General features: G+C 65.2%; 31 protein-coding genes. 11 read left to right on the top strand and 20 right to left on the bottom strand.

Going from position 1 to position 24,276, the window contains the following annotated elements:
* Position 1 precedes the first annotated feature (1 nt).
* On the bottom strand, positions 2–964 hold the full coding sequence (locus AC13EK_RS16680) for a DMT family transporter (protein ID WP_069338013.1): 963 nt from the start codon (positions 962–964) through the stop codon (positions 2–4).
* Here AC13EK_RS16680 and AC13EK_RS16675 point away from each other — a divergent pair.
* Positions 963–1,541, top strand: a complete 579-nt coding sequence (locus AC13EK_RS16675; protein ID WP_069338014.1) for an Lrp/AsnC family transcriptional regulator — start codon at positions 963–965, stop codon at positions 1,539–1,541. The two genes, AC13EK_RS16680 and AC13EK_RS16675, sit on opposite strands and share 2 nt — an antisense overlap.
* Before the next feature lie 18 nt (positions 1,542–1,559).
* On the opposite strand, the gene AC13EK_RS16670 is transcribed toward AC13EK_RS16675, so the two are convergent.
* From AC13EK_RS16670 to AC13EK_RS16650, 5 genes are all read right to left on the bottom strand, one after another.
* Complete coding sequence (locus AC13EK_RS16670) at positions 1,560–2,579, bottom strand: fatty acid desaturase family protein (protein ID WP_069338015.1); 1,020 nt, start codon at positions 2,577–2,579, stop codon at positions 1,560–1,562.
* Positions 2,580–2,838: 259 nt separating this feature from the next.
* Entirely contained in the window at positions 2,839–3,747 is a 909-nt protein-coding gene (locus AC13EK_RS16665) for a LysR substrate-binding domain-containing protein (protein WP_069338019.1), read from the bottom strand.
* An 86-nt stretch (positions 3,748–3,833) separates the two neighbouring features.
* The gene (locus tag AC13EK_RS16660) at positions 3,834–4,085 is read right to left on the bottom strand and encodes a hypothetical protein (protein ID WP_230588523.1); all 252 of its coding nucleotides are present in this window, start codon (positions 4,083–4,085) and stop codon (positions 3,834–3,836) included.
* The gene (locus AC13EK_RS16655; RefSeq protein ID WP_004208592.1) at positions 4,075–4,440 is read right to left on the bottom strand and encodes a hypothetical protein; all 366 of its coding nucleotides are present in this window, start codon (positions 4,438–4,440) and stop codon (positions 4,075–4,077) included. The genes AC13EK_RS16660 and AC13EK_RS16655 overlap by 11 nt, the downstream gene beginning before the upstream one ends.
* A 152-nt stretch (positions 4,441–4,592) precedes the next feature.
* Positions 4,593–5,339 carry a hypothetical protein gene (locus AC13EK_RS16650; RefSeq protein ID WP_069338016.1) on the bottom strand — a complete coding sequence of 249 codons (747 nt, stop codon included), beginning with the start codon at positions 5,337–5,339 and terminating at the stop codon, positions 4,593–4,595.
* A gap of 162 nt (positions 5,340–5,501) precedes the next feature.
* On the opposite strand from AC13EK_RS16650, the gene AC13EK_RS16645 reads away from it, so the two are divergent.
* Both AC13EK_RS16645 and rarD read left to right on the top strand, forming a co-directional pair.
* A complete protein-coding gene (locus AC13EK_RS16645) occupies positions 5,502–5,723 on the top strand; it encodes a hypothetical protein (RefSeq protein ID WP_004208594.1) in 222 nt (73 codons plus the stop codon).
* Positions 5,720–6,622: an EamA family transporter RarD gene (rarD, locus tag AC13EK_RS16640; RefSeq protein ID WP_081331763.1), complete on the top strand. Its 903-nt coding sequence runs from the start codon at positions 5,720–5,722 to the stop codon at positions 6,620–6,622. The genes AC13EK_RS16645 and rarD overlap by 4 nt, the downstream gene beginning before the upstream one ends.
* Before the next feature lie 6 nt (positions 6,623–6,628).
* On the opposite strand, the gene AC13EK_RS16635 is transcribed toward rarD, so the two are convergent.
* Entirely contained in the window at positions 6,629–7,960 is a 1,332-nt protein-coding gene (locus AC13EK_RS16635) for a dihydroorotase (RefSeq protein ID WP_277788433.1), read from the bottom strand.
* Positions 7,961–8,029: 69 nt separating this feature from the next.
* On the opposite strand from AC13EK_RS16635, the gene ygfZ reads away from it, so the two are divergent.
* Both ygfZ and AC13EK_RS16625 read left to right on the top strand, forming a co-directional pair.
* Entirely contained in the window at positions 8,030–8,767 is a 738-nt protein-coding gene (ygfZ, locus tag AC13EK_RS16630) for a CAF17-like 4Fe-4S cluster assembly/insertion protein YgfZ (RefSeq protein ID WP_069338021.1), read from the top strand.
* Entirely contained in the window at positions 8,764–9,510 is a 747-nt protein-coding gene (locus tag AC13EK_RS16625) for a glutaminyl-peptide cyclotransferase (RefSeq protein ID WP_069338022.1), read from the top strand. Before ygfZ ends, AC13EK_RS16625 begins: the two co-directional genes overlap by 4 nt.
* A gap of 61 nt (positions 9,511–9,571) precedes the next feature.
* Here AC13EK_RS16625 and AC13EK_RS16620 read toward each other — a convergent pair whose 3' ends face one another.
* From AC13EK_RS16620 to coxB, 11 genes are all read right to left on the bottom strand, one after another.
* Complete coding sequence (locus tag AC13EK_RS16620) at positions 9,572–9,922, bottom strand: endonuclease domain-containing protein (protein ID WP_069338023.1); 351 nt, start codon at positions 9,920–9,922, stop codon at positions 9,572–9,574.
* Positions 9,923–10,014: 92 nt separating this feature from the next.
* Complete coding sequence (locus tag AC13EK_RS16615; RefSeq protein WP_017500086.1) at positions 10,015–10,884, bottom strand: RsmD family RNA methyltransferase; 870 nt, start codon at positions 10,882–10,884, stop codon at positions 10,015–10,017.
* A gap of 53 nt (positions 10,885–10,937) precedes the next feature.
* Positions 10,938–12,338 (bottom strand): threonine synthase, encoded by a 1,401-nt coding sequence (thrC, locus tag AC13EK_RS16610; RefSeq protein ID WP_069338024.1) that lies wholly within the window; start codon positions 12,336–12,338, stop codon positions 10,938–10,940.
* Positions 12,339–12,382: 44 nt separating this feature from the next.
* Entirely contained in the window at positions 12,383–13,024 is a 642-nt protein-coding gene (locus tag AC13EK_RS16605; protein ID WP_069338025.1) for an SURF1 family protein, read from the bottom strand.
* A complete protein-coding gene (locus AC13EK_RS16600; protein ID WP_069338026.1) occupies positions 13,021–13,404 on the bottom strand; it encodes a DUF983 domain-containing protein in 384 nt (127 codons plus the stop codon). The genes AC13EK_RS16605 and AC13EK_RS16600 overlap by 4 nt, the downstream gene beginning before the upstream one ends.
* Before the next feature lie 10 nt (positions 13,405–13,414).
* Positions 13,415–14,245, bottom strand: coding sequence for a cytochrome c oxidase subunit 3 (locus AC13EK_RS16595; protein WP_004208605.1), 831 nt, complete (start codon positions 14,243–14,245; stop codon positions 13,415–13,417).
* Between the two features lie 44 nt (positions 14,246–14,289).
* Positions 14,290–14,865, bottom strand: coding sequence for a cytochrome c oxidase assembly protein (locus AC13EK_RS16590; protein WP_069338027.1), 576 nt, complete (start codon positions 14,863–14,865; stop codon positions 14,290–14,292).
* On the bottom strand, positions 14,865–15,002 hold the full coding sequence (locus tag AC13EK_RS16585; protein WP_010339616.1) for a hypothetical protein: 138 nt from the start codon (positions 15,000–15,002) through the stop codon (positions 14,865–14,867). The genes AC13EK_RS16590 and AC13EK_RS16585 overlap by 1 nt, the downstream gene beginning before the upstream one ends.
* On the bottom strand, positions 14,999–15,919 hold the full coding sequence (locus tag AC13EK_RS16580; RefSeq protein WP_026108937.1) for a heme o synthase: 921 nt from the start codon (positions 15,917–15,919) through the stop codon (positions 14,999–15,001). Before AC13EK_RS16580 ends, AC13EK_RS16585 begins: the two co-directional genes overlap by 4 nt.
* A 132-nt stretch (positions 15,920–16,051) precedes the next feature.
* The gene (ctaD, locus tag AC13EK_RS16575) at positions 16,052–17,731 is read right to left on the bottom strand and encodes a cytochrome c oxidase subunit I (protein WP_004208609.1); all 1,680 of its coding nucleotides are present in this window, start codon (positions 17,729–17,731) and stop codon (positions 16,052–16,054) included.
* Positions 17,732–17,745: 14 nt separating this feature from the next.
* Entirely contained in the window at positions 17,746–18,753 is a 1,008-nt protein-coding gene (gene coxB / locus AC13EK_RS16570) for a cytochrome c oxidase subunit II (RefSeq protein ID WP_037521198.1), read from the bottom strand.
* 284 nt (positions 18,754–19,037) lie between these two features.
* Here coxB and pyrE point away from each other — a divergent pair, with 284 nt between their 5' ends.
* The 6 genes from pyrE (at position 19,038) to AC13EK_RS16540 (ending at position 23,210) form a co-directional block, all read left to right on the top strand.
* Positions 19,038–19,619, top strand: coding sequence for an orotate phosphoribosyltransferase (pyrE, locus tag AC13EK_RS16565; RefSeq protein WP_004208611.1), 582 nt, complete (start codon positions 19,038–19,040; stop codon positions 19,617–19,619).
* Position 19,620: 1 nt separating this feature from the next.
* Positions 19,621–20,352 (top strand): pyridoxine 5'-phosphate synthase, encoded by a 732-nt coding sequence (locus AC13EK_RS16560; RefSeq protein WP_017500080.1) that lies wholly within the window; start codon positions 19,621–19,623, stop codon positions 20,350–20,352.
* 13 nt (positions 20,353–20,365) lie between these two features.
* Complete coding sequence (gene acpS / locus AC13EK_RS16555; protein ID WP_004208613.1) at positions 20,366–20,767, top strand: holo-ACP synthase; 402 nt, start codon at positions 20,366–20,368, stop codon at positions 20,765–20,767.
* Positions 20,768–20,802: 35 nt separating this feature from the next.
* A complete protein-coding gene (lepB, locus tag AC13EK_RS16550; RefSeq protein ID WP_069338028.1) occupies positions 20,803–21,702 on the top strand; it encodes a signal peptidase I in 900 nt (299 codons plus the stop codon).
* Between the two features lie 29 nt (positions 21,703–21,731).
* Positions 21,732–22,817 carry an AI-2E family transporter gene (locus AC13EK_RS16545; RefSeq protein WP_069338029.1) on the top strand — a complete coding sequence of 362 codons (1,086 nt, stop codon included), beginning with the start codon at positions 21,732–21,734 and terminating at the stop codon, positions 22,815–22,817.
* Positions 22,818–22,883: 66 nt separating this feature from the next.
* Positions 22,884–23,210: a hypothetical protein gene (locus AC13EK_RS16540; protein WP_069338030.1), complete on the top strand. Its 327-nt coding sequence runs from the start codon at positions 22,884–22,886 to the stop codon at positions 23,208–23,210.
* Positions 23,211–23,267: 57 nt separating this feature from the next.
* Here the strand turns inward: AC13EK_RS16540 and AC13EK_RS16535 are convergent, their stop codons facing one another.
* Together AC13EK_RS16535 and rpsU are read right to left on the bottom strand one after the other, a co-directional pair.
* Positions 23,268–23,849, bottom strand: coding sequence for an FKBP-type peptidyl-prolyl cis-trans isomerase (locus AC13EK_RS16535; protein WP_004208617.1), 582 nt, complete (start codon positions 23,847–23,849; stop codon positions 23,268–23,270).
* A gap of 83 nt (positions 23,850–23,932) precedes the next feature.
* Positions 23,933–24,139, bottom strand: coding sequence for a 30S ribosomal protein S21 (gene rpsU / locus AC13EK_RS16530; RefSeq protein ID WP_004208618.1), 207 nt, complete (start codon positions 24,137–24,139; stop codon positions 23,933–23,935).
* Between the last annotated feature and the right edge of the window lie 137 nt (positions 24,140–24,276).

The raw sequence follows: 24,276 nt of genomic DNA, 5'->3' as shown, positions 1-24,276 counted from the left end.
TTCAGGCGGCGATGCTGGCCTTTGCCGGGATCGGACGGCGATGGGCGGCGATACAGCTCAGCACCGACAGGATCACCAGAAGGAACGCCGTCCCCTCCAGCGCGGTGGGCAGGCGCGCTTCCCAGATGAAACCATAGAGCAGCGCAAAGCCGGTTTCGAACAGGATCATCTGCCCCACCATGGTCAGTGGCAGCAGCCGGGTCATGCGATTCCACAGTGCATTGCCGACGATCGACGCGAAAAGCGCGACAGCGAAAGCGACAGTCGCAAGGCGAATCCAGCCGGCCGCATCATGCATGCCGCTGCCCAGCCATGGCACCAGCGGCAGGAACAGCAGCGCCTGCGCCCCGGTGGCCAGCCCGATCAGGAAATTCCAGTCCTGCGACGTGATACCGTCCATCCGCCGCAGCCAATGGGCATTGCCGATCGCAAAGGCGGTCCAGGAGATGAGCGCGCCAACCGCGCAGGCAAAGCCGATGATCCGCGTCGCCACCGCGCCGCCCTCGGGCATGACGATCGCCTGCCAGCCGATGCACAGGGCGCCCGCGACACAGAGCAGCAGCGACGGCGCCAGATGCCGCAGCGGCACCGCGCCCGCCTGCCGGCTGCCGACGATGGTCACCGCCACCGGCAGGAAGCCGACCACCAGTGAGGTCATGGCAATGCCCCCCATCTGCACCGCACTCACCAGCAGCACATAATAAAAGAGGTTGCCGGCCAGCGCGAGCCAAGCCAGCGCCCACAATATGCGCGGCGTCAGCAGCGGCCGGATCGCCCGCCAGCGCGGTGCAACCAGCAGCACGGACATCAGCCCATAGGCCAGATAGCGACCGATCGCCTGTTCAAGCGGACTGAAGCCCGGCACGATCTCCGGCGCCAGGAAGACGAGGCCCCAGAGCGCCCCCGCCCCCATGCCGCAAAAGATGCCGGCCAGGATCGCGCCGGATGCTCGTGACTGGTTCATGCTCGCATTCCGCCTGTCGAAAATTCAGGTGACGGGAAATATCATCATTGATGCGAGAAAGGCGCTCTTGATTGGCGGGTCAAATGCAACAATTACTCATTTCATGAGCCAGACCACCAAGATCGACCATTTCGACCGGGCGATTCTGCGCCTGATCCAGCGCGACACCCGCATGCCCCAGCGCGCAATTGCCGAGGCGGTCAACCTGTCGACCGCCGCCGTGCAGCGCCGCATCGCCGCGATGGAGCGCAGCGGCGTGATCGTGCGCAATGTCGCGATCGTCGATCCCGATCAGGTGGGCCTGGGCGTCACATCGATCGTCGAGGTCAATCTGGTCGATGAAAAGGCGGCGCGCGTCGACAAGGCCAAGCAATTGTTCCGCGACGCGCCCGAAGTGCAGCAATGCTATTATGTCACCGGCGGCCGCAGCTTCATCATGCTGATCGTCGCGCCCGACATGCGCAGTTATGAAGCGATCACCCGCCGCCTGTTCGCGGAAAATGAATCAGTCGCCAGCTATCACAGCTATCTGGCGCTCAACCGGGTGAAGGCGGGCATGGAACTGGTCATTCCCTGATCCGTGCGCCCCTTCGGGTTACGGATTCGCCTCGACCGGAACCTGCTGCCGATCGGGACCACTGACCGCGGGCGGCGGCATCAGTTCCCGGATCACCCCCCAATAGCCCTGCGTAACGTGCGCATCGCGCGCATAGCGCGGATCGGATGCCATCAGATGCCGGTGCAACCGGCGCAGATTATGCCAGGGCACCGACGGGAACAGATGATGTTCCAGATGATAGCTGACATTGAGCGGCCCAATCAGTATCCGGTCGATCAGGGTCGGGATAACGGTGCGCGTGCCGCGTATTTCCGTCTCGCCCGTGACGCCATTATGCTCCGCCATCGCCCGCAACCGGTTGAACACATTGGCCCAGATGAACTGGGGAATCATGAACAGCCCCAATATCTGCCAGCGCCAGGGCGACCACAGGATCGCGCCATAGACCAGCACCGCCCAGACGATGTAGCGGACGCGCAGCGCCAGCCGGAAATCGAAGCCGAAGCGCATCGGATTGTGAAAGTTGGACAAGGGCGACCAGATTCGTGCCGCCCGCGCCGCCCGATAATAGTTCAGGCCGGACAGGCTGCGCAGCAGCAGCACGACCATGGCGCGCCCGCTTTTCGGGAAATGCTGGTCGGCATCCTTGCGCTGCACCCGATAATCATAGTCGCGCATCGTGTTGGTATGGCGATGATGCACCATATGGGCGACACGGTAGAGATCGATGCTCAGCGCCAGCGGATAGGCAACGAACAGGTCGCCGATCAGGTCGTTGACGCGCCGGTTGCTGAACAGCATCCCGTGACAGGCCTCATGCATCATCACCGCCAGAACCTGAATCCGCGTGCCGATGACGATGCCGGCGATCAGATAGGCCGGCCAGCGATCGGCCCGGATCGCGATCACGCAGGCGGCGATCATCACCGCCCATTGCAGCGCCAGCAGCAGCGCGTTGCGCCAGTTGGGCACGACCGACAATTGCCGGATCAACGGCAGAGTGGCACGCCGCGAATAACGATAGCCGGGGCCACGTTCCTGGGCGATATCCTCCATGGAAACATGCCTCCCAACACCATGCCTGCGCGGGACGGAATGCTATGGTCGGCGCAGAACAGCGTCAAGCACGCCCCTTCTTTCCCATCAGCATTAACGGCTTGTTAGGCGCATGGTCGCAGAAGGATCGCTTCCAATCGGTGGGGATCGATTATGGTTGATATTGTTTTCGAATTTTCGGCGCACATGCTGGCGCTCGGGCTGATCGTGGGCGGGCTGTACAGCCTGACCAAGGAAGCCGGCTTGCGCTGAAGGCCGTTCAGGCCAGCGGGCCGCCCGTCAGCGACGGAAAGCTTTCCGCGACATAGTCGATGAACGCGCGCAGGGTCGGCGACATGCCGGTGCGCGCGGTGAAGAGGACATGGACGACGCCCTCGCTGGTCCGCCAGTCGGGCAGGACATGCACCAGCCGTCCCTGTTGCAGCTCGACCGAACAGGCCGCTGACGACAGCAGCGCCACGCCCAGCCCGGCCACCGCCGCATCGCGCACCGTCGCTGAATCATTGCTGCAGAATCGGGGATGATGGGCGACGACATGCTGTCGCCCCTGCCCGTTCATCAACAGCCATTCATCATGTTCGACATGCTCGCCCACGCTCAACGTCGGCAGGCCGGCAAGGCTGACGATGGTCGTTGCCGCGGCCTGCGCTGCCACCGCCGGCGCGGCCACCAGGATGCGGTCCAGCCGCCCCAGCTGATGCATCGTCAACGCCTGATCATGCACGGTGTCGATATCCACGCGAAAGGCGGCATCAAACCGCTCCTGGATCAGGTCGATCCGCTGGCTGCTGATATGCATTTCCAGATGCACGTCGGGATAGAGCAGCAGGAACCGGGCGAAGACATCGGTGCGCAGATAGCGGGCCAGCCCCGGCGGGCAGGCGATGCGCAGATTGCCGCTGATCTGTGACCGCGCGCGCGCGGCAATCGCCTGGGTGGCGTCGATCCCCTCGGCGATCGTCTCGCACTGGCGATAGATTTCGCGGCCGACATCGGTCACGCGCAGATTGCGGGTCGATCGCTCGATCAGGCGGACGCCCAGCACCTGTTCCAGCCGCGCGACCCGGCGACTGAGCTTCGCCTTGCGTTCGCCGGTGGCACGCTCCGCCGCGCTGAAGCCGCCATGGCGCACGACCTGGGCAAAGCTGCGCAAATCATCCAGATCCATGGCGCCGTCCCGTCCGCTCTCCTGCCGCGTCGGACCGGTGCTACACGCTCCGCCCGGCTGGCGCCAGCCGGGCGCGGCATCCGCGATCACCGCGCCTGGCCGCTGACCATCATCGGCAGGAACAAGAGCGACGCCGCGACCGTCGCCACGAAGGATACCAGCAGATCATCGACCATGCCGTTGATGCCGCTGAACAGGACGATTTCCACGAACAGGATCAGGAAGAACAGCGCCAGCCGCGTGACGACGCGCGGATGCGCCAGATGGAATGCGCGCAACATCTCCAGCGCCTGCATCGGCGGCTGGCGCAATGCGCTGCCGGAAGGATCAGGCCGCACGGACCACCGCCCGCCGGGCATCCCCGGTCATGTAGAGCACGCGCAGCAGGTCGAGCTGCTCGCGCGAGAAACCGGCCGCATCGAACGCGTCCAGTTCCTCGCCGGTCAGCGACCGGCCGGTGCGCAGGATGATCGCGCTCTGGCGCAGCGTTTCCAGTCGCGGATTGGCCAGGGTGTAGGTCGGCTCCGGGCCGCGCAGGAAGCTGCGCAACCGGCCGAGCGGCGCACGGACCGAAGGCACGGAACTGGCCGGATCGCTATCGGCCAGCCAGAGCACCTGGCGCTCCTGCGCGTCAAAGGGTTCGCCGACATTGTCATTGGCCGTATCGGCCCGGTTGAAGACGGAGTGTTGCATCGCCTTGATCCCACCTGTTGTTGCAGGGGATGTAGCGATGCACGGGTCGGGCTTGTAGCCGGCAAAAGGACGACAGATCGTTTCCGTATTGGAAACAAAGCGCCCTAGTTCAGCAAAAGGGGGCGATGTCCCCTTGCCCTTATGCCCCCCTTTTATCGACCGTGATCGGCGATGATGTCGACGCCCGTCCTGCCGCCCGGCGCATTGGTGAAGACGATGAAATAGGCGCTGCCATCGGCCTTGCGCGTGCCGCCCAGCACATTGTCGCCCTCGACGATGCGATGTTCCGCATCGAAGCCGGCGCGGCGGGCCTGGGTATAATAATAATCGATCACGCCCTGCTTGGGCACCGCCGTCACGAAGCTCGCCGCGCGCAGGGTGCAGCCATCCTTCTCCGCACCCGCCGCCTCGGTCAGTTGCGCGCCGGGATAGAGGGTGAAGGGATCGGGCATGCGGCTGGCCCATTGCATGCCATAGACCAGCTTCTTGGCACAGCCGGCATTGCCGCCACCGCCCAGTTGCGCCTGTTCGCGGGCCAGCCCGCCCAGCGTCATCGGACTGTTCTTGATCGGACCGCTGACCGGTGCGGGCGCGGAGAGCAGCTTGCCACCGACCAGCTTGGCCGCTTCCGCCTGTGCCTTGCCGGCGTCGCCGCCCAGCACCGGCAGTGCGCCATTGGCGGCACGATCGGCGCTGCGCACGGCATTGCGGTTCGACTGGCCGACCAGATTGGGATCGACGACGATATCATCGGCCAGCGCGTCCTTGACCGCCGGGTCGGCGGCATTGTTGGTCAACTGGTCGTCCAGCGCGGCAAGATTGCCGTCCTTGCCGCCCTTGCCACAGGCCGCGAGCGCCAGCAGCAACGCCATCGCACCAACTTGTCGGGAAATCGCCATCCGCCTCGCTCCTTCATAACCCGGCACATAGAACGGATAGCGGGACTTTCCGTTCGCATTCAGGGTGCATAGACGCCCCTACCCCATCGCAGGGCCAGTTTCTGCCGGGTGGCATGGTCGCTTGTCTTGTTCCGGGACAGCAAAGCCGCCATCAGTCGGACTATGCTCAACCTTCTGTCAGCCCTGATCGGTCTTGTCACCCTCGTCCTGATGATCCCGGCGGTGTTTCCGCTGCTCGGCGCGCTCAACTGGCTGCTGGTGCCGATGGCCCTGTTCGGCGCCTTCATCGGCCTGATGTCGTCGAAAAAGGGCGGGCAGAATTTCTGCCTGATCGTCGCCGCCTTCGGCGCGCTGCGGCTGTTCCTGGGCGGCGGCATCCTGTGACCATAGCGGAAAGCGAAGCCCGCAAGGGCGTCATCGCCGCGATCGGCACCTACAGCATCTGGGGCATGCTGCCGCTCTTCTTCCGCCTGCTGCATCATGTCGACCCGATCGAGATCGTGACCCAGCGGGTGATCTGGTCGGTCATCCTGATCCTGGTGCTGCTGGCCGCGCGCAAGGGGCTGGCCGCCTTCGTCGCGGCATTGCGCACGCCCCGGCTGGTCCTGCCGCTGATGGCATCGGCGGTGATGATCGCGATCAACTGGCTGGTCTATGTCTGGGCGGTCAATGACGGCCATGTCGTCGCCTGCAGCCTGGGCTATTTCCTCAACCCGCTGGTCAGCGTGGGCCTGGGCGTCGTGATACTCAAGGAAAGGCTGCGGCGCGGACAGATGCTGGCGATCGCGATCGCCGCGATCGGCGTCGCCATCCTCGCCGCCGCCGCGCTCACCACCTTGTGGATCAGCCTGGCGCTGGCGATCAGCTTCGCCCTCTACGGCCTGATCCGCAAGCTCACCCCGGTCGCGCCGATGACGGGCCTCGGCGTCGAAACGCTGCTGCTGGTCGCGCCGGCGATCGGCTACCTGATCTGGCTGTCGGGCCATGGCGGCATCAGCTTTGGCCAGGACGTGCCGACCACCGGCCTGCTGATCCTGGCCGGCGGCGTCACCACCGTGCCGCTGGTGCTGTTCGCCACCGCCGCCCAGCGCCTGCCGCTGGCGACGCTGGGGCTGCTGCAATATCTGGCGCCGACGCTGCAATTCCTGTGCGGCGTGGTGCTGCTGGGCGAGACGCTGAGCCAGGGCCAGATGCTGAGCTTCGGCTTGATCTGGCTGGGCCTCATCCTCTTCGCCAGCGACAGCTATGCCGCCGCCCGCCGCAACCGGCTGGCGACGGCCTGACCCCGGTCAGTTGAACTCGGTCGCCTCGAACCGGACCGGCTCGCCGACCGCCTGATTGGCGAGGCTGTCTTCCCACATCACGCGGTTGCCGCGGATGATGGTGCCGATCGCCTTGCCGGTCAGGTCCATGCCGTCGAACGGCGACCAGTCGCAGCGCGAGGCGAGCCATGCCTTGCCGACGGTCCACTTCTTCTTGAGGTCGACCACGGTGAAGTCGGCGTCATAGCCGAGCGCGATGCGGCCCTTGCAGGTGAGGCCGAACACGCGCTGCGGCCCCGAAGACGTCAGTTCGATGAAGCGGCGCAGCGTCAGCCGCCCTTCGGCGACATGGTTGAGCAGCAGCGGCACCAGCGTCTGCACACCCGGCATGCCGCTGGGCGAGGCGGGATAGACCTTCGCCTTTTCCTCGATCGTGTGCGGCGCATGGTCGCTGCCCAGCACGTCGGGCACGCCCTGATTGAGCCAGAACCACAGGCCGTCGCGATGCGCCGCGCTGCGGATCGGCGGGTTCATCTGGGCATAGGTGCCCAGCCGCGGATAGGCGTCCTCCCCGGCCAGCGTCAGATGCTGCGGCGTGACTTCGCAGGTCGCGACATCCTTGTTCTGGCCGATATATTCCAGCTCCGCCGGGGTGGTGACGTGCAGGATGTGGATGCGGCGACGCGCCTTGCGGGCGAGCGCGATGATCCGCTTCGTCGCGATCATCGCGCTTTCATCGTCGCGCCAGACGGGATGGGAGGATGGATCGCCCTCGACCCGATAATCCTTGCGCGCGTTCATGCGCGTCTCGTCCTCGGCATGGATGGCGACGCGGCGGGTGCCCGACGCCAGCACGCGGGCCAGCGCATTGTCATCATCCACCAGCAGGCTGCCGGTCGATGCGCCCATGAAGATCTTGACGCCCGAGGTGCCGGGAATGCGCTCCAGTTCCTTCAACTGCTCGGCATTTTCCGCCGTCGCGCCGACATAGAAGGCATGGTCGCACCACATGCGGTGATGGGCGCGCTTCAGCTTGTCATGCACCCGCTCGGCGGTGTCGGTATTGGGATTGGTGTTGGGCATTTCGAACACGGCGGTGACGCCGCCCAGCACCGCAGCGCGGCTGCCCGATTCCAGATCCTCCTTATATTCCAGCCCCGGCTCGCGGAAATGGACCTGGCTGTCGATGCAGCCGGGCAGCACGTCGAGGCCGGTGCAGTCGATCACTTCGCCCGCATCGCCCAGGCTGGTGCCGATGGCGACGATCTTGCCGCCGCGCACGCCCACATCCACCTGCTCCGCGCCGCCCGGCGTATGGACGGTGCCGTTCTTGAGGATCATGTCGAAGGTCTGGGTCATGGCGATATTCCTGTCTGCTGTTCGCGCGAACCGCTTGGCGAAGTCGTGCCGCCGTCCTACCTAAAGCCGATGACCGATACCACCCTTACCGACCGCGCGGTGCTGCGCATTTCCGGCGAAGAGGCGCGTCCCTTCCTGCAGGGGCTGCTGACCCGCGACGTGCTGACGCTGAAAGACGGCGAAGCGCGCTGGACCGCGCTGCTGACGCCGCAGGGCAAGGCGCTGTTCGACTTCATCCTGTGGGGCGACGACGGCGATATATTGATCGACTGCGAGGGGGCGCAGGCCGACGCACTGGCGAAGCGGCTGACCATATACCGGCTGCGGCGCAAGGTGGTGATCGCGCGCGATGAGTCGCTCGCGGTGCATTGGGCGATCGATGCGGCCGACAAACCCCGCGACCCGCGCCTGCCCGAGCTTGGCGCCCGCTGGCTGGCGCCGGCGAGCGATGGCGACGCCTCCGCCGCGTTCCGCGCGCATCGGCTGTCGCTCGGTGTGTTCGAGGGCGCAGCGGAACTGGGGCAGGACCAGACGCTGTGGCTGGAAACCAATGCCGAGGAGTTGCACGGCGTCGATTATGACAAGGGCTGCTATGTCGGTCAGGAAAACACGGCCCGCATGCATTATCGCAACAAGGTGAACCGGCGGCTGGTCGCGGTGCCGCTGGAGCAGGCCGACGAGAAGCGCCAGCGCGCCGCCCTGCCCGACCTTGGCCTCTCGATCGAGCTGCAACGGGTGGAGGCAATCGATTCCGCCACCCTGCCCGCCTGGCTCGCCACCGCGATCGCCGCGCAGGCCGCCGAATGAGGCAAGGGCTGCTGGCGCTTGCCTGCGCCCTCACCCTGACCATGCCGGCGCGGGCGGAAACGCCCTGGACTTTGGTCAAGGCTTATCCGCATGACCCGGCGGCCTTCACCGAGGGTCTCTTCTACCTCGACGGCGCGCTCTATGAGAGCACCGGCCTCGAAGGCCAGTCGGAGATCCGCAAGGTCGCGCTCAAGACCGGCAAGGTCGAGCAGCGCCGCCTGGTCGAGCAGCCCTATTTCGGCGAAGGCATCGTCAACTGGGGCGGCAAGCTGGTCAGCCTGACCTGGCGCCACCGCCAGGGCTTCGTCTGGAAACTGGACGATTTCGCACCGCTCTCCACCTTTCGCTATGAAGGCGAAGGCTGGGGCCTGACCCAGGATGGCCGATCGATCATCATGAGCGACGGCAGCGCGCAACTGCGTTTCCTTGATCCCGAGACGCTGAGCGAACAGCGCCGCATCACCGTCACCTGGAACGGCCGCGCGGTCGATCGGCTGAACGAGCTGGAATGGGTGAAGGGCGAGATCTGGGCCAATGTCTGGTACGACACGAAGATCGCCCGGATCGACCCGCGCAGCGGCGGCGTGATCGACTGGATCGACGTCGCCCCGCTGCGCAAGCAGGCCGGCGTCACCGACAGCGAAGCCGTCGCCAACGGCATCGCCTATGACGCCAAGAGCGACCGCGTCTTCATCACCGGCAAGAACTGGCCCAAGCTGTTCGAAATCAGGGTCGGGAAGTAAGGCGACGCGCGTAATAGCCCTCTCCCGCAGGCGGGAGAGGGTTGGGTGAGGGTCTTCTTGCTTACGTCTCTCGAACGGCAAGCAGCTCCAGCCTGATCCGCTCCACCACGCCGTCGAAATTCTCGACCACATCATGATTCCAGAACCGGTGGATCACATAGCCCGCCGATTGCAGTTGCGCCGTGCGCGACGCATCTGTTCGCTCATCATGCTGCCCGCCATCGATTTCGACGATGAAGCGACATTCGGCGCAGAGGAAATCCACTACAAACGGCCCGACCGTCGCCTGGCGCCGGAACTTGAAGCCTTCAAGATGGCGATTGCGCAGGACGGCCCATAGCCGTTGCTCACATTCGGTTGCGTTGCGCCGCAGACGTGAAGCGTTGGGACTGGTCGGGCCGATGCTGGGCATCGGCAGAGCCTATCATGAGGGTCGTCTTAGAAAAGCCCCCACCCAACCCTCTCCCGCAGGCGGGAGAGGACTTTCAGGCGTCGCCCTTCCGTTTACCGCTTCCAGCGCGCCCAGATGGCGGTGGGGAGCAGCAGGCCGCGGGCTTCCTCGCGCACGGTCAGTTCGCCGGCCTCGACCTCGCCGGGCAGGTCGGCAAAGGCCTGGCGCAGCAATTCGCCGATCGCCAGCGCGGACATGCGCACCGCATAGACGGTGAGGAACAGGAAGCGGCTGTCCGCGTCCAGCAACTGGCGGCAATTGGCGATCAGGCCCGGCAAATCCTCCTCCAGCCGCCAGACTTCGCCATCGGGGCCACGGCCATATTTGGGCGGGTCGAGCAATATGCCGTCATAGCGGCGGCCGCGCCGCACTTCGCGCGCGACGAACTTGGCCGCATCCTCGACGATCCAGCGGATCGGCCGGTCGCCCATGCCGGAAAGGTCGGCATTGGCCCGCGCCTGCGCCACCGATTTCTTCGACGCATCGACATGGACCATGCGCGCGCCGGCCGCCGACATGCCCAGCGTGCCGACGCCGGTATAGCCGAACAGGTTCATCACCTCAGCCTCGGGCTTGTCGGCCGTGCTGGCGCGCATGAAATCCCACACCGGCGCCATGTCGGGGAAGAAACCGAGATGGCGGAAGGGGGTGCAGCTCGACTGGAAGGTCACTTCCTTCCAGTGCAGCGGCCAGCCTTCGGCCGGGACCGGCTTGTCATAATACCAGCGGCCGCCGCCATCCTCGTCAGAGCCGGGGATGAATTCGCCGTCGGCGCGCCAATCCTCGGTCGCCGGCGCCCACATCGCCTGCGGTTCGGGGCGGATGAAGCGGAAACGGCCATAGCGTTCGAGCTTGCGGCCGTTACCTGAGTCGATCAGGCCATAGTCGGACCAGGGTTCGCCGATGAGAGTCTTGAGTTCCATTTCGGCCTCATCGTCTCTTGCGCCGCTCCTGTCGAGAGGGGATCAACCCGCGATCAGCCGCGCGGCGTCGCCCGCTCCGCGACATAGGCGGTCACCGCCTCGAACGTGCCGGGCAGCTTGGCATAGCTTTCCTCGCGCGCGAACAGGTCGCCGACCCGCGCGGGCAGCGGCGGCCGCGTGCCGGTCGCCCGTTCCACCGCGTCGCGGAACTTGGCGGCATGGGCAGTCGCCAGCGTCACCACCGGGATCGACGGGTCGATGTCCGCCTCGCGCGCGGCGGCGAGGCCAATGGCGCTGTGCGGGTCGATCACCTGGCCGGCGGCGTCGAACGCCCAGCGCATCGCCATGGTCATGCCGTCGGCATCGATCCGGGCGGAGGTGAACAGGTTCGCCGCGCCCTCGCGCTGGGCATTGGTAAGGCGCATCGCCTTGCTCGCCTCGAAACCCTGCATCTGCTGGGCGAGCGCAACGCCATCCCGGCCGCCGGCATCGAACAGCAGCCGCTCGAAATTGGAGCTGACCTGAATGTCCATGCTGGGCGTCGCGGTCGGCACGACCTGGCCCTGGCTATAGTCGCCTTCGGACAGGGCGCGGTGCAATATGTCGTTGACGTTGGTGGCGACCACCAGCCTGGCGACCGGCAGGCCCATTTTCGACGCGACATAGCCGGCGAAGACATCGCCGAAATTGCCGGTCGGCACCGAGAAGGCGATCGGGCGATCGGGCGCGCCCAGCCGCACGGCGGCGTAGAAATAATAGACGACCTGCGCCATCAGCCGCGCCCAGTTGATGCTGTTCACCGCCGACAGGTTGAAACGCTTCTTGAAATCCGCATCGTTGAACATGCGCTTCACCAGCGCCTGCGCATCGTCGAAGCTGCCATCGATCGCGATGTTGTAGACATTGGGCGCCAGCACCGTGGTCATCTGGCGCCGCTGCACGTCGGACACGCGGCCCTCGGGATGCAGCATGAAGATGTCGACCTTCTCGCGGCCGGCGACCGCGTCGATCGCGGCCGAACCGGTGTCGCCCGAAGTCGCGCCGACGATGGTCAGATGGTCGTCGCGGCGCGACAGGAAGCGCTCGAACAGCTGGCCGAGCAGCTGGAGCGCGACATCCTTGAACGCCAGGGTCGGACCATGGAACAGCTCCAGCATCCAGTGGCGATTGTCGAGCTGCACCAGCGGGGTCACCGCGTCATGGCTGAACCGGCCATAGGCAGCGGTGCAAAGCTCGCGCAGTTCCTCTTCGCTCAGCGATCCGGCGACGAACGGCGCCATGACGCGCACGGCGGTTTCGACATAGGAAAGACCAGCGAGGGCGCGAATATCGGCGGCGGAAAATTGCGGCCAGCTCTCCGGCACATAAAGCCCACCGTCGGACGCCAGGCCCGCCAGCGTGACATCTTCAAAACCGAGCGCCGGTGCGCTTCCCCTGGTGCTGACATATTGCATAATGGGAAAGCGCGGTAGCGACGCGCGCGCGCCGGGGCAAGCCTTTACGACGGCCTTGGCGGCTCCGCATTGCGTCGGCGCAGGACAAGCAGATAGATTATTGCCGCCAGCGCGGCAAAAATGAACCATTGCACCGCATAGGCGAGATGATTGTTGGGCACGTCGGCGGTGCTGGGCGGCGCCATGGGTTTCAGGCCCGGCGGTGCGGCGCGCGCGACCAGCATCGGCCGCAGCGGCATGGTCCTGCCCCCTGCCCGCGCGATCAGCGAGCGGTGATCGGGTTCCTGCGAAATCCAGCCTTCGACCTGCCCGCCGGTCCAGGCCGGCTTGTCATCCGGCTTCTGGCCGACGCCGACCGCGACCAGCGCGCCGGGCCCTTCGGCGCCGGTCGTGCATTGGGCGATATGACGATAGCCGGTCGATCCATCGGCGGCGCGCCCGGCCTCCACCTGCCAGCCGACGACGCGCAGGCAATGGACCGAGGATGGGCGGAACAGAAGTTCGTCGGGCACCGGCGGCATTTTGGGGAAGGCGACGGCCGGGCGCGATACATTGCTGGCCGCCAGCGCCAGCATGGTTTCCTTCTCGCCCCGGCGCTGCAACTGCCAGATGCCGAGCGCGATCATGACGGCGATCGCGACACAGACCAGCAGGGTCGGAAAAATCGGGATGCGCCGTCCGCTCATGCGTCCTTCTTCTCCACCACCCGCCCCTCGCGGGCATTTTTGCGATATTCGATCGTCAGAAGCGCGCCCTTGGCGACGCGCAGGCTGCCGACCACGGCGCCGGCTGTCAGCGGCGCCCAGAGCAGCAGGTGCAGCCATAGCGGCGGATGGACCGTCAGTTCCAGCGTGAGCGCCAGCGCGACCATGACCGCGCCGATGATCAGCGTCAGGAAAGCCGCCGGCCCGTCGCCGACATTATATTGGCCATAATCCAGCCCGCACTGGCGACAGGCCGACGCAAAACGCACCGGCCCTTCGAACAGGGTCGGTGCGCTGCAACGGGGGCAAAGGCCGCGGGCGGAGACCGCAAGCAGGTCCATGCCTGTCGCCTTCGCCGTCATGCTTGAATCATCAGCCGCCGTGGATCGGCGCGCCCCAGCCGCCCCAGACATAGATGGCGGCGAACAGGAACAGCCACACCACGTCGACGAAATGCCAGTACCAGGCGGCCGCTTCAAAGCCGAAATGCTGGCGCGGGGTGAAGTCGCCCTTATAGGCGCGGATCAGGTTCACCACCAGGAAGATGGTGCCGACCAGCACATGGAAGCCATGGAAGCCGGTCGCCATGTAGAAGGCCGAGCTGTAGGGCGAGCCGCCGAACGGGAACGGCGCGTGCATATATTCATAGGCCTGGATGCAGCTGAACAGCGCGCCCAGGATCACCGTGCACCACAGGCCCTTCTTCAGCCCTTCGCGATCGCCATGGATCAGCGCATGATGCGCCCAGGTGACGGTGGTGCCCGAGCAGAGCAGGATCAGCGTGTTGAGCAAGGGCAGCTCGAACGCGTTCATCACCTCGATGCCCTTGGAGGGGAACATCCCCTCGATCGGCGCCAGTTCGCTGGGGAAGAGGGAGAAGTCGAAAAAGGCCCAGAACCAGCCGACGAAGAACATCACTTCCGACGCGATGAACAGGATCATGCCATAGCGCAGATGCAGCTGGACCACCGGCGTATGATCGCCGGCATGCGCCTCGGCAATCACATTGCTCCACCAGCTGAACATGGTGAAGAGGACACCGGCCACACCGATCAGGAAGATCCAGCCACCGCCGGCGGGCATCGCGTCGGGATGCATCCACATGATCGCGCCCATCGCCATCACCAGCGCCGACATCGAGCCGAACAGCGGCCAGATGCTGGGCGGAAGGATATGATAATCGTGGTTCTTGGCGCCTGCCATGACGGTTTCTACCTCTTCCCTGTTTTTCGGTTATTCTCGTCAGCTTAGCTTGGCTGCTTCCCCTGCTCAACAGGATAGAAGGTGTAGCTGAGCGTTATCTGCTGCGTGTCCTTGTTGTCGGGATCCTGCAATATCTTGGGATCGACATAATAGATCACCGGCATGCGCACTTCCTCACCGGGCTGCAGCGTCTGCTGGGTGAAGCAGAAACACTGGATCTTGGTGAAATAGGCGCCGGCCTGGGTCGGCGTGACGTTGAAGGTGGCGGTGCCGGTCACCGGCTTGTCGGACAGGTTCTTGGCAATGAAAATCGCCATGTCGCGGGCGCCGACGGTCACCGTGTCGGTGCGATGTTCGGGCCGAAATCCCCAGGGCATGCCGGGCTGGACATTGGAATCGAAGCGGATCGACATGGTCCGCCCGGCCACCGGGGTCAGCTTCACATCGGCCGCCGCGCGCTGGGTCGTGCCGCCGAAACCGGTCGTCTGGCAGAAGATGCGGTAGAGCGGGACCGAGGCGAAGCCGAGGGCAAGCATCGCCAGGCCGATGCCCGCCATCGCCACCAGCGTCCGCCGGTTGCGGCGGTCGCGGTCAAAGGGCGAGGGCGGGAGCGAGGCCATCAGATATTATGGCTCGCGCCGATCTTCGCCAAAGTGATGGCGAAGAAGAGGATGGCGAGGAAGCCGAGCAGCAGCCCGGTCACCAGCGCACGGGACTTTTGCCGTGCGCGCACCTGATCCTGATCTTCCGGACTCATGCCAGCAGCCAGCGGTCGACGACCACTGCCCCGAACAGCAGGAAGAGATAGAGGATCGAATATTTGAACAGCCGCTTTTCCGGCGCCATGCGCGCGGGGTCGGTTTCGCGGCGCAGATAGACCTGGAAGGCCATGGCCGCGAAGATCGCGGTGCCGACCAGTGCCGCCGTGCCATAGATCGCGCCGGTCAGGTGCAGCGCGACCGGGGCCAGCGCGGCAACCGCCATGATGAAGGTGTAGAAGAGGATCTGGCGCCGGGTGACGACCTCGCCCGAAACGACCGGCAGCATCGGAATGCCGGCGGCGGCATAATCGGTCTTCACGAACAGCGCGAGCGCCCAGAAATGGGGCGGCGTCCAGAAGAAGATCAGCATGAACAGCGCGATCGGCAGCGCGGTGATGTCGCCCGTCACCGCCGCCCAGCCGATCACCGGCGGGAAGGCGCCGGCCGCGCCGCCGATGACGATATTCTGCGCCGTCCGGGGCTTCAGCCAGATGGTATAGATGAAGACATAGAAGAGGATCGAGACGGTCAGCACGGCGGCGGCGAGCCAGTTGGTCGCCATCCCCATCAGGATCACCGAGAAGAAGGACAGGCCGACGCCGAAATGCAGCGCCGTCTGCCGCTCCATCCGGCCGGCGGGCAGCGGCCGGCTGGCGGTGCGCTTCATCTTGGCGTCGATATCGGCTTCCCACCACTGGTTGAGCGCGGCGGCCGCGCCGGCGCCCAGCGCGATGCACAATATCGCGGTAAAGCCCAGCACCGGATGGATATGGCCGGGCGCGGCGAGCAGCCCGCACAGGCCCGTGAACACCACAAGCGTCATCACGCGCGGCTTGGTCAGCGCGACGAAATCGCGCCAATGAGCGGGCAGGACGGGGGCATTAGCCCCGGACGAAAGCGGCGAACTGGCCATAAACTCCTCTTCGATCAGCCGGCGCCCCATACAGGCCCTGACCGATTCCGGCAAATGGACAGACGGTCCTACCCATCTGCCCCGCCGCAGGGGGATGGAGTGCCCGGTCCAGGCCGGGCACCCGCATGGCGATCAGTCGATGACCGGCAGGGTCTCGAACTGGTGATAGGGCGGCGGGCTGGTCAGCGTCCATTCCAGCGTCGTCGCGCCCTCGCCCCAGGGATTGCCCTCTGCGCGTCTGCCGGCGAACAGCGACCAGAAGACATTGACCAGGAAGATCAGCACGCCCACCGCCATGATCTCATAGCCGTGGGTCGCGATCTTGTTCCAATAGGCGAACGCCTCGGGATAGTCGGGATAACGGCGCGGCATGCCGCTCAGGCCCAGGAAGTGCATCGGGAAGAACAGCAGGTTCACGCCGATGAAGAAGACCCAGAAATGGAGCTGGCCCAGCACTTCATTATACATGCGCCCCGTCATTTTCGGGAACCAGTAATAGAAGCCCGCGAACAGCGAGAAGACCGCGCCCAGCGACAGCACATAGTGGAAGTGCGCGACCACATAATAGGTGTCGTGCAGCACGTCGTCGACGCCGCCATTGGCCAGCACGACGCCGGTCACGCCGCCCACGGTGAACAGGAAGATGAAGCCCAGCGCCCACACCATCGGCGTCTTGAAGCTGATCGACCCGCCCCAGATGGTCGCGATCCACGAGAAGATCTTGATGCCGGTCGGCACCGCGATGACCATGGTGGCGGCGGTGAAATACATCTTCACATTCACCGACATGCCGGTGGTGAACATGTGGTGCGCCCAGACGACGAAGCCGACCACGCCGATCGCGACCATGGCATAGGCCATGCCGAGATAGCCGAACACCGGCTTGCGGCTGAAGGTCGAGACGATCTGGCTGACGATGCCGAAGCCCGGCAGGATCATGATATAGACTTCGGGATGGCCGAAGAACCAGAAGAGATGCTGGTAGAGTTCGGGATCGCCGCCGCCGGCCGCATCATAGAAGGTGGTGCCGAAATTGCGGTCGGTCAGCAGCATGGTGATCGCCGCGGCCAGAACCGGCAGCGCCAGCAGCAGCAGGAAGGCGGTGACCAGCACCGACCAGACGAACAGCGGCATCTTGTGCAGGGTCATGCCCGGCGCACGCATGTTGAGGATGGTGGTGATGAAGTTGATCGCGCCCAGGATCGAGCTGGCGCCGGCGATGTGCAACGACAGGATCGCCATGTCGACGGCCGGGCCAGCCGACCCGCTGGTCGACAGCGGCGCATAGACGGTCCAGCCGGTGCCCGCGCCATTGCCGGTGCCGCCGGGCACGAAGGTGGAGCCAAGCAGCAGCAGGAAGGCGGGGATGAGCAGCCAGAAGCTGATATTGTTCATCCGCGGGAAGGCCATGTCCGGCGCACCGATCATGATCGGCACGAACCAGTTGCCAAAGCCGCCGATGATCGCGGGCATCACCATGAAGAAGACCATGATGAGGCCATGGGCGGTGATCAGCACGTTCCAGAGGTGATAGGCCTGGTCCAGCGTCGCGGCGGGACCGTCGCTCCACTGCGCCCAGATATGCAGGAACTGGATGCCCGGCTCGCGCAATTCCATGCGCATCAGGCCGGAAATGGCGCCGCCGATCAGGCCGGCCATGATCGCGAAGATCAGATAGAGGGTGCCGATGTCCTTGTGGTTGGTGGACATGAACCAGCGCTGGAAGAAGGCCGGCTTGTGGTCGGCATCATGATGATCATGGGCATGGTCGCCATGATGATCGCCATGATGGTCGGCGGTGATGGTGGTCATGACGTTCCTACCCCTCAGATCTTCTTTTCAGCAGTAGCGGCAGCGGCTTCAGCCGTCTTCTCCGCCGCTGCGCCCTTCAGCGTGCCGCCCTGCGACTGGACCCACTGGTCGAACTGGGCCGGGGGCAGCGCCTCGATCGCGATCGGCATGAAGCCGTGGCGTGCGCCGCACAGTTCCGAACATTGGCCATAATAGACGCCCGGCTTCTCGATGGTGAAGCTCTTCTCGTTCAGGCGTCCGGGCACGGCGTCCATCTTCACCCAGAGCGAAGGCACGGCAAAACTGTGGATCACGTCGGCGCCGGTGATGATCAGCTTGACCGGACGACCGACCGGCAGGACCAGGCGATTGTCGGGTGCGAGCAGATAGGGCTCGCCATTTTCCTTCGCCTTGTCCTCGGGCAGCATGTTCGACACGAATTCGGGGATGCCGTTGTCGGGATATTCATAGCCCCAATACCATTGATAGCCGGTGACCTTCACGGTCAGCGCATCCTTGGGCGCGGGCTTGTACTGGTCGGCCAGCAGGCCGATCGAGGGAATCGCGATCACCAGCAGGATAAGCACCGGGACCAGCGTCCACACCACTTCGATGACGGTGTTGTGGGAGGTCTTGGACGGCACCGGATTGGCGGAGCGGCGATAGCGCACCATCACATAGAGCATCAGCAGCAGCACGAAGACCGAGATGATGGTGATGAGCGGCAGCAGCATCTTGTCGTGCAGCCAGCGCGCGGTGTGGCCGGTGGAGGTGAACTGCTCCTGCAGCGTGATCTCGCCGGGCTTGGGCATGCCGATGCCTTCGGTCGGCTTCATCCGCGGCGGCGCGGCGACCTTGGCGGCGGGCGCGGCTTCGGCCGCAGGGGCCGTCGCATTGTCGGGTGATTCGGTCGATATAGCTGCATTGTCAGCAGCGGGGGCGGCAGCGGCGGCATTCTCCTGCGCCAATGCCATCGGGCTCATCACCGTTGCCGGCGCCAGTGCCAGCAAGCCGGCCAGAATGAGCGATCTCACCTTTTTCATAGCCTCATCTACCCCTAACCCCTTGTTGCCGCTGCAACGGGAACGTCCACTTTCGCGTCGTGCCCGCCCGTTCGGTCTATGTGGCGGCTTATAGGCAACGAATTTTTCTGCCTCAAGTCAGTGTGGACCAGATTTTCTTCGCTGTTGCAACGCCTCCCGCTCCCGCCTATCTCGCACCTCGCGCACAGGTGCGCGATCATGGGCATGTCATGCCCGTGCGATATGGGCGGGCCGGGCGCCGTTTTTGCGCGACCTCCCGCAACGGAATAGTGGAACAGGGCGGAATGACCGACGAAGAAGTATTGGCAGAATTCCGGGCAGCAGGTGCGCTGCTCGAAGGACATTTCATCCTGTCGTCGGGCCGCCGCAGCGCCAATTACCTGCAGTGCGCCCGCGTGCTGATGAATGCCGAACGCGCCGGCAAGCTGGCCCGCGCCACCGTGCAGCAGCTGCCGCGCGAGCTGCGCCAGGAGATCGACCTGGTCGTGTCGCCCGCCATGGGCGGCCTGATCATCGGCCATGAAGTCGGCCGCGCGCTCGACAAGGATGCGGTGTTCCTGGAACGGCCCGAGGGCGTGTTCGAACTGCGCCGCGGCTTTGCCATATCGCCGGGGCAGAAAGTGCTGATGGTGGAAGACGTCGTCACCACCGGCCTGTCCTCGCGCCAGGCGATCGAGGCGGTCGAGCGCGAAGGCGGCATCGTCGTCGCCGAAGTGGCGCTGGTCGATCGTTCGGCCGGCGAAGTGGACCTGGGCGTCCCCTTCTACCCGCTCGTGAGCATCAATTTCCCGGTCTATGACGCCGATCAGCTGCCGCCCGAACTGGAAGCAGTGCCGGCGATCAAGCCCGGCAGCCGGAAGCAGTAAGATGGCCGCCGTTCCGCTGCGCCTTGGGGTCAATATCGACCATGTGGCGACGATCCGCAACGCGCGGGGCGGCGAACATCCCGATCCGGTCAAGGCCGCGCTGCTGGCGGTGAAGGCCGGCGCCAACGGCATCACCGCGCATCTGCGCGAGGATCGCCGCCATATCCGCGACGAGGATATCGCGATGCTGATGGCGGCGCTCGACGTGCCGCTGAACCTGGAAATGGCGGCGACGCAGGAAATGCTGGGCATCGCCCTCAAGCACAAGCCGCATGCCGCCTGCATCGTGCCGGAAAAGCGCGAGGAGCGCACGACCGAGGGCGGCCTGGACGCCGCCGGCCAGATCGAAGTGCTGCGCCCGATCGTCGCCGCGCTCACCGACGCCGGCATCCGCGTCAGCCTGTTCATCGAGGCCGACGCCGCCCAGATCGAGGCCGCGATCCAGCTCGGCGCGCCCGTGGTCGAATTCCATACCGGCGCCTATGCCCATCTGACCGGCGAGGCCCGCGCGGTCGAGCTGCGCCGCATTGCCGACGCCGCCGCGCTCGCCGCCAAGAACGGCATCGAGCCGCATGCCGGCCATGGCCTCACCTTCGACAATGTCGCGCCGATCGCCGCCATCCCGCAGATCGCCGAACTCAATATCGGCCATTTCCTGATCGGCGAGGCGATCTTCGGCGGGCTGGAAGCCAGCATCCGCGAAATGCGCCGACAGATGGACCTAGCCCGATGAAGGGCGCCGAAGCGTGATCATCGGCCTCGGCTCCGATCTCTGTAATATCGAGCGGATCCAGAATTCGCTCGACCGCTTCGGGGACCGGTTCGTCCAGCGCGTCTTCACCGATGTCGAACAGGCCAAGGCGGAACGCCGGCCGTTTACCAAAGCCGGCACGCTGGCCAAGCGCTTCGCCGCCAAGGAGGCCTTTTCCAAGGCGGTCGGCACCGGCTTCAAGGCCGGCGTCTTCATGAAGGATATCGGCGTCGTCAACGCGCCCAGCGGCGCCCCCACGCTGGCGCTGACCGGCGGCGCTGCACAGCGGCTGGCATCGATGGTCCCGGCGGGCTACAAGCCGGTCATTCACCTGACGCTCACGGACGATCATCCATGGGCGCAGGCCTTCGTCATCATCGAGGCGCTGCCGCTTTGAGCGGGCCGCCCTCCCCATCCGAGCATAGCCCTTCCATGACGGCAGTCGACATGACACAAACCGACCCCCTGCCCCCCGCCGCACCCGAAACGGCAGCCGACGACAAGGAGGCAGGCACCAGCGGGGTGAACTGGTGGCATGAGGTGAAGAGCATCGTGCTGCTCATCCTCGCCGTGCTGGCCTTTCACAGCTTCGTCGCCAAGCCCTTCTACATCCCGTCGGAATCGATGATGCCGGTGCTGCTGAAGGGCGACCGGCTGGTGGTCAGCAAATTCCCCTATGGCTGGTCCTATGTCAGCCCCAGCTTCCATCCGCTGCCCTTCCTGAAGGGCCGCATCCTGGGCCATCTGCCCGAGCGTGGCGACATCGTCATCGTCTCGCCCCAGAACCGGCGCGAGGATTATATCAAGCGGGTCATCGGCCTGCCCGGCGACATTGTCGAGGTGCGCGGCGGTCAGGTGATCCTGAACGGCGTGCCGGTGCCGCAGAAGGTGCTCAAGCCCCTGCGCATAGCGGTCGACGGTAACGCCCCCTGCCCGCCGATGCAGTTCCCCGGCGCGCTGGTGACCGATAAGACCGGCAAGAGCTGGTGCGAACTGCCGGTGCGGCAGGAAGTCCTGCCCAACGGCAAGACCTATGTCACGATCGACATGGGGCCGAGCGCGCTCGACTGGTATGGCCCGGTCCGCGTGCCCGCCGACCATGTCTTCCTGATGGGCGACAATCGCGACAACAGCGCCGACAGCCGCGCCCCGCTGGAGGAAAATGGCCTGGGCGGCCCGGTGCCGTGGGAAGCGATCGGCGGCCGCGCCGAATTCATCACCTTCAGCCTGGACGGCGATTCGAGCTGGAATCCGCTCAGCTGGTTCCATGCCTTCCGTGGCGGTCGCGCCGGGAACAGCCTGCGCCCCCAGAGCGTTACCGAGGCGAAATAGTTCACAGCCATTAATCGGGGGTTCCGGGTTTGAGCGACGCGCAGCAGCAGCATATCGAGCAACCCGGCCCCAGCGAATTGCGCAGCCCGCTGGTCCAGCATGAGATCAAGCGGGCGGGCGTCTGGTTCGCGATGGCGATCGGCATCGCCCTGATCGTGCTGCTGGCCCAGCCGATCATGCTGATCCTGGGCGCGCTGGTCTTTACCACCATGATGGATGGCGGCACCCGCCTGCTCGGCCGCGTGCTGCCGATCGGCCGGGGCTGGCGCCTGACGATCGTGCTGCTCGCCGTCGTCGCCTTCCTCGCCTATACCTTCTACCTCACCGGCTCCAGCCTGGCCGCCCAGGCGCAGGCGATGCGCACCATCGTCGAGGCGCAGGTGGAGCGGGTCGGCGGCTGGATGCAGCAGCTTGGCATCACCACCACGCCCGAAGACCTCAAGAGCCTGGCCCAGCAGGCGATGAGTTCCATGGGCCGTGTCACCGCCGCCGTCGGCACCGCCGTCGGCGCGATCACCAGCGGCGTCATGATGCTGGTGCTGGCCATCTTCATCGCGGTCGAACCCAAGCTCTACGAACGCGGCGTCGCCTGGATGCTGCCGATGGACAAGCGCGCCCATTTCTACACCGTCGCCGACAAGATGGCCTTCACCCTGCGCCGGCTGATGTTCGGCCGGCTGATCGGCATGGCGGTGGAGGGCGTGGGCGTATGGCTGCTGCTGTGGGCCGGCGGCGTGCCGATGGCCGGGCTGCTCGGCATCCTCACCGGCCTGCTCGCCTTCCTGCCCAATATCGGCGCGATCATCTCGGGCGTGCTGATCGTCCTTGTCGGCTTTTCCGGCGGCACCCATACCGGCCTCTATGCCTTTGGCGTCTACATGGCGGTGCAGATCATCGACGGCTATCTGATCGTGCCGATGGTAGCCAAGCGCGCGACCGATCTGGCCCCGGCACTGGTGCTGGCGGCGCAGATCTTGCTCGGCGCGCTGTTCGGCATTCTCGGCCTGTTCCTGGCCGATCCGATCGTTGCCATGATCAAGGTCTATCTGGAGGAACGGTCAAAGGCTCTGGCAGGGCAGACCATCCTGAAAAGCGACGATAAAAACGGCGATTGACGAATGCGTCCCGGAACGTAACGATTGCTCCTGCGCTTCTATCCTAAAGCGAAAGGAGAGAATGGCATGACCGTGGCAATGGAGCAGCAGAAGAAGCTGCATTTCGAACTGACCAATGTCGGCATGCGGGCTCAGGCAACCGCCGCCGGAATGGTCCAGCTCTGCCGGGAACTGCATCGGGCCGGCATCCTCGACAATGACGCGCTGGAACGGATCAAGTCGGCGATCGCCGACGATATCGACATCGGCGCGCCGCGTTCGGTGTCCTGCGTCGAATATCGGCGCGACGTGAAGGCGCGACTCGACCGCCTGTTCACCGGCGAGGAAAAGATTGGCAGCGCCGAAGGCCTCGCCTTCCCGCCATCGGCCCCCGGCGATCAGGCAGCCCTCTGACCACCAAAGAAAAAGGGCCCGGAAACCGGGCCCTTCTCTACTCTCGGATCGATCGGATCAGTTGCCCGGCACGCCCTGCGGAACGGCGCCCTGCGGCATGCCACCCTGCATCTGCTGCATCCGCTGCTGCATCTGCATGATTTCCGCGCGCGACTTGAAGTCGTGCAGCTGGACATCGAACACCAGCACCGAATTGGCCGGGATCGGGCCGGCGGCCTGTTCGCCATAGCCAAGCTGCGGCGGGATCCACAGGCGATACTTGCCGCCCTTCTTCATCTTCTGCAGGCCTTCGGAGAAGCCCGGCACCACGCCGTCGACCGGCATCGGCGTCTGCGGATTCTCGTCGAACACGGTGCCGTCGAGCAGCGTGCCCTTATAGCCCACCAGCGCAACGTCGGCGGTCGTCGGGCTCGGCCCGCTGCCTTCCTCCAGCACCTGGTACTGCAGGCCCGACTCGGTCGTCACCACGCCCTTGGCATGGGCGTTCTGCGTCAGGAAGGCGGCAGGCGATGCTTCCACGCCCTGCTGCCCTGCCCAGGCCAGACCACCGGCCGCCAGCGCGATCGCGGCGACACCGATCCAGAGTCGCGTCAGCGACCCCTTGGCGATAGGACGAAGGGGGACAGCCGTCGTGGACATGGGCGAACGCCTCGCAATGAAGAACGGGAAATCAGCAAAGAGTCAGGACGACCGCGAACCGGCCGTCCTGATATCGGCAGTCCTTAACGGACGCCGTCGCGCTCGGCGCGCTTGCGCTCCAGCTTGCGGGCGCGGCGGACAGCAGCCGCCTTTTCGCGCGCACGCTTTTCCGAGGGCTTCTCGTAGTGACGACGCAGCTTCATTTCGCGATACACGCCTTCACGCTGCAGCTTCTTCTTGAGCGCGCGGAGGGCCTGGTCGACATTGTTGTCGCGAACGATGATCTGCATAAGTCCGTCAATCTCCAATCGAAAACGGGCGGATCGCCAGGAATGAAACCCTCCCGACGGGCCGACCGAATATAAAAATCCGTGAGTCGCCACAGGTCACCCTGAGGCATGTGGGGCGCGCCCTACCAGCAGAGTCG

Source organism: Sphingobium sp. L-44, from assembly GCF_056859495.1.
This window is presented reverse-complemented; position numbering and strand designations above follow the sequence as displayed.

Bases quoted from the DNA above. Each gene is read 5' to 3' on its own strand.
- AC13EK_RS16675 (WP_069338014.1), top strand. From the start codon at position 963: ATGCTCGCATTCCGCCTGTCGAAAATTCAGGTGACGGGAAATATCATC.
- AC13EK_RS16535 (WP_004208617.1), bottom strand. From the start codon at position 23,849: ATGTCCACGACGGCTGTCCCCCTTCGTCCTATCGCCAAGGGGTCGCTG.
- AC13EK_RS16615 (WP_017500086.1), bottom strand. From the start codon at position 10,884: ATGGAACTCAAGACTCTCATCGGCGAACCCTGGTCCGACTATGGCCTG.
- AC13EK_RS16625 (WP_069338022.1), top strand. From the start codon at position 8,764: ATGAGGCAAGGGCTGCTGGCGCTTGCCTGCGCCCTCACCCTGACCATG.
- AC13EK_RS16645 (WP_004208594.1), top strand. From the start codon at position 5,502: ATGCTCAACCTTCTGTCAGCCCTGATCGGTCTTGTCACCCTCGTCCTG.
- AC13EK_RS16590 (WP_069338027.1), bottom strand. From the start codon at position 14,865: ATGGCCTCGCTCCCGCCCTCGCCCTTTGACCGCGACCGCCGCAACCGG.
- coxB (WP_037521198.1), bottom strand. From the start codon at position 18,753: ATGAAAAAGGTGAGATCGCTCATTCTGGCCGGCTTGCTGGCACTGGCG.
- ctaD (WP_004208609.1), bottom strand. From the start codon at position 17,731: ATGACCACCATCACCGCCGACCATCATGGCGATCATCATGGCGACCAT.
- AC13EK_RS16665 (WP_069338019.1), bottom strand. From the start codon at position 3,747: ATGGATCTGGATGATTTGCGCAGCTTTGCCCAGGTCGTGCGCCATGGC.
- AC13EK_RS16600 (WP_069338026.1), bottom strand. From the start codon at position 13,404: ATGACGGCGAAGGCGACAGGCATGGACCTGCTTGCGGTCTCCGCCCGC.
- thrC (WP_069338024.1), bottom strand. From the start codon at position 12,338: ATGCAATATGTCAGCACCAGGGGAAGCGCACCGGCGCTCGGTTTTGAA.
- AC13EK_RS16650 (WP_069338016.1), bottom strand. From the start codon at position 5,339: ATGGCGATTTCCCGACAAGTTGGTGCGATGGCGTTGCTGCTGGCGCTC.
- AC13EK_RS16670 (WP_069338015.1), bottom strand. From the start codon at position 2,579: ATGGAGGATATCGCCCAGGAACGTGGCCCCGGCTATCGTTATTCGCGG.
- AC13EK_RS16560 (WP_017500080.1), top strand. From the start codon at position 19,621: ATGGCCGCCGTTCCGCTGCGCCTTGGGGTCAATATCGACCATGTGGCG.
- pyrE (WP_004208611.1), top strand. From the start codon at position 19,038: ATGACCGACGAAGAAGTATTGGCAGAATTCCGGGCAGCAGGTGCGCTG.
- AC13EK_RS16635 (WP_277788433.1), bottom strand. From the start codon at position 7,960: ATGACCCAGACCTTCGACATGATCCTCAAGAACGGCACCGTCCATACG.
- AC13EK_RS16680 (WP_069338013.1), bottom strand. From the start codon at position 964: ATGAACCAGTCACGAGCATCCGGCGCGATCCTGGCCGGCATCTTTTGC.
- ygfZ (WP_069338021.1), top strand. From the start codon at position 8,030: ATGACCGATACCACCCTTACCGACCGCGCGGTGCTGCGCATTTCCGGC.
- AC13EK_RS16540 (WP_069338030.1), top strand. From the start codon at position 22,884: ATGACCGTGGCAATGGAGCAGCAGAAGAAGCTGCATTTCGAACTGACC.
- AC13EK_RS16580 (WP_026108937.1), bottom strand. From the start codon at position 15,919: ATGGCCAGTTCGCCGCTTTCGTCCGGGGCTAATGCCCCCGTCCTGCCC.
- rpsU (WP_004208618.1), bottom strand. From the start codon at position 24,139: ATGCAGATCATCGTTCGCGACAACAATGTCGACCAGGCCCTCCGCGCG.
- AC13EK_RS16655 (WP_004208592.1), bottom strand. From the start codon at position 4,440: ATGCAACACTCCGTCTTCAACCGGGCCGATACGGCCAATGACAATGTC.
- lepB (WP_069338028.1), top strand. From the start codon at position 20,803: ATGACGGCAGTCGACATGACACAAACCGACCCCCTGCCCCCCGCCGCA.
- AC13EK_RS16585 (WP_010339616.1), bottom strand. From the start codon at position 15,002: ATGAGTCCGGAAGATCAGGATCAGGTGCGCGCACGGCAAAAGTCCCGT.
- AC13EK_RS16605 (WP_069338025.1), bottom strand. From the start codon at position 13,024: ATGAGCGGACGGCGCATCCCGATTTTTCCGACCCTGCTGGTCTGTGTC.
- AC13EK_RS16595 (WP_004208605.1), bottom strand. From the start codon at position 14,245: ATGGCAGGCGCCAAGAACCACGATTATCATATCCTTCCGCCCAGCATC.
- AC13EK_RS16620 (WP_069338023.1), bottom strand. From the start codon at position 9,922: ATGCCCAGCATCGGCCCGACCAGTCCCAACGCTTCACGTCTGCGGCGC.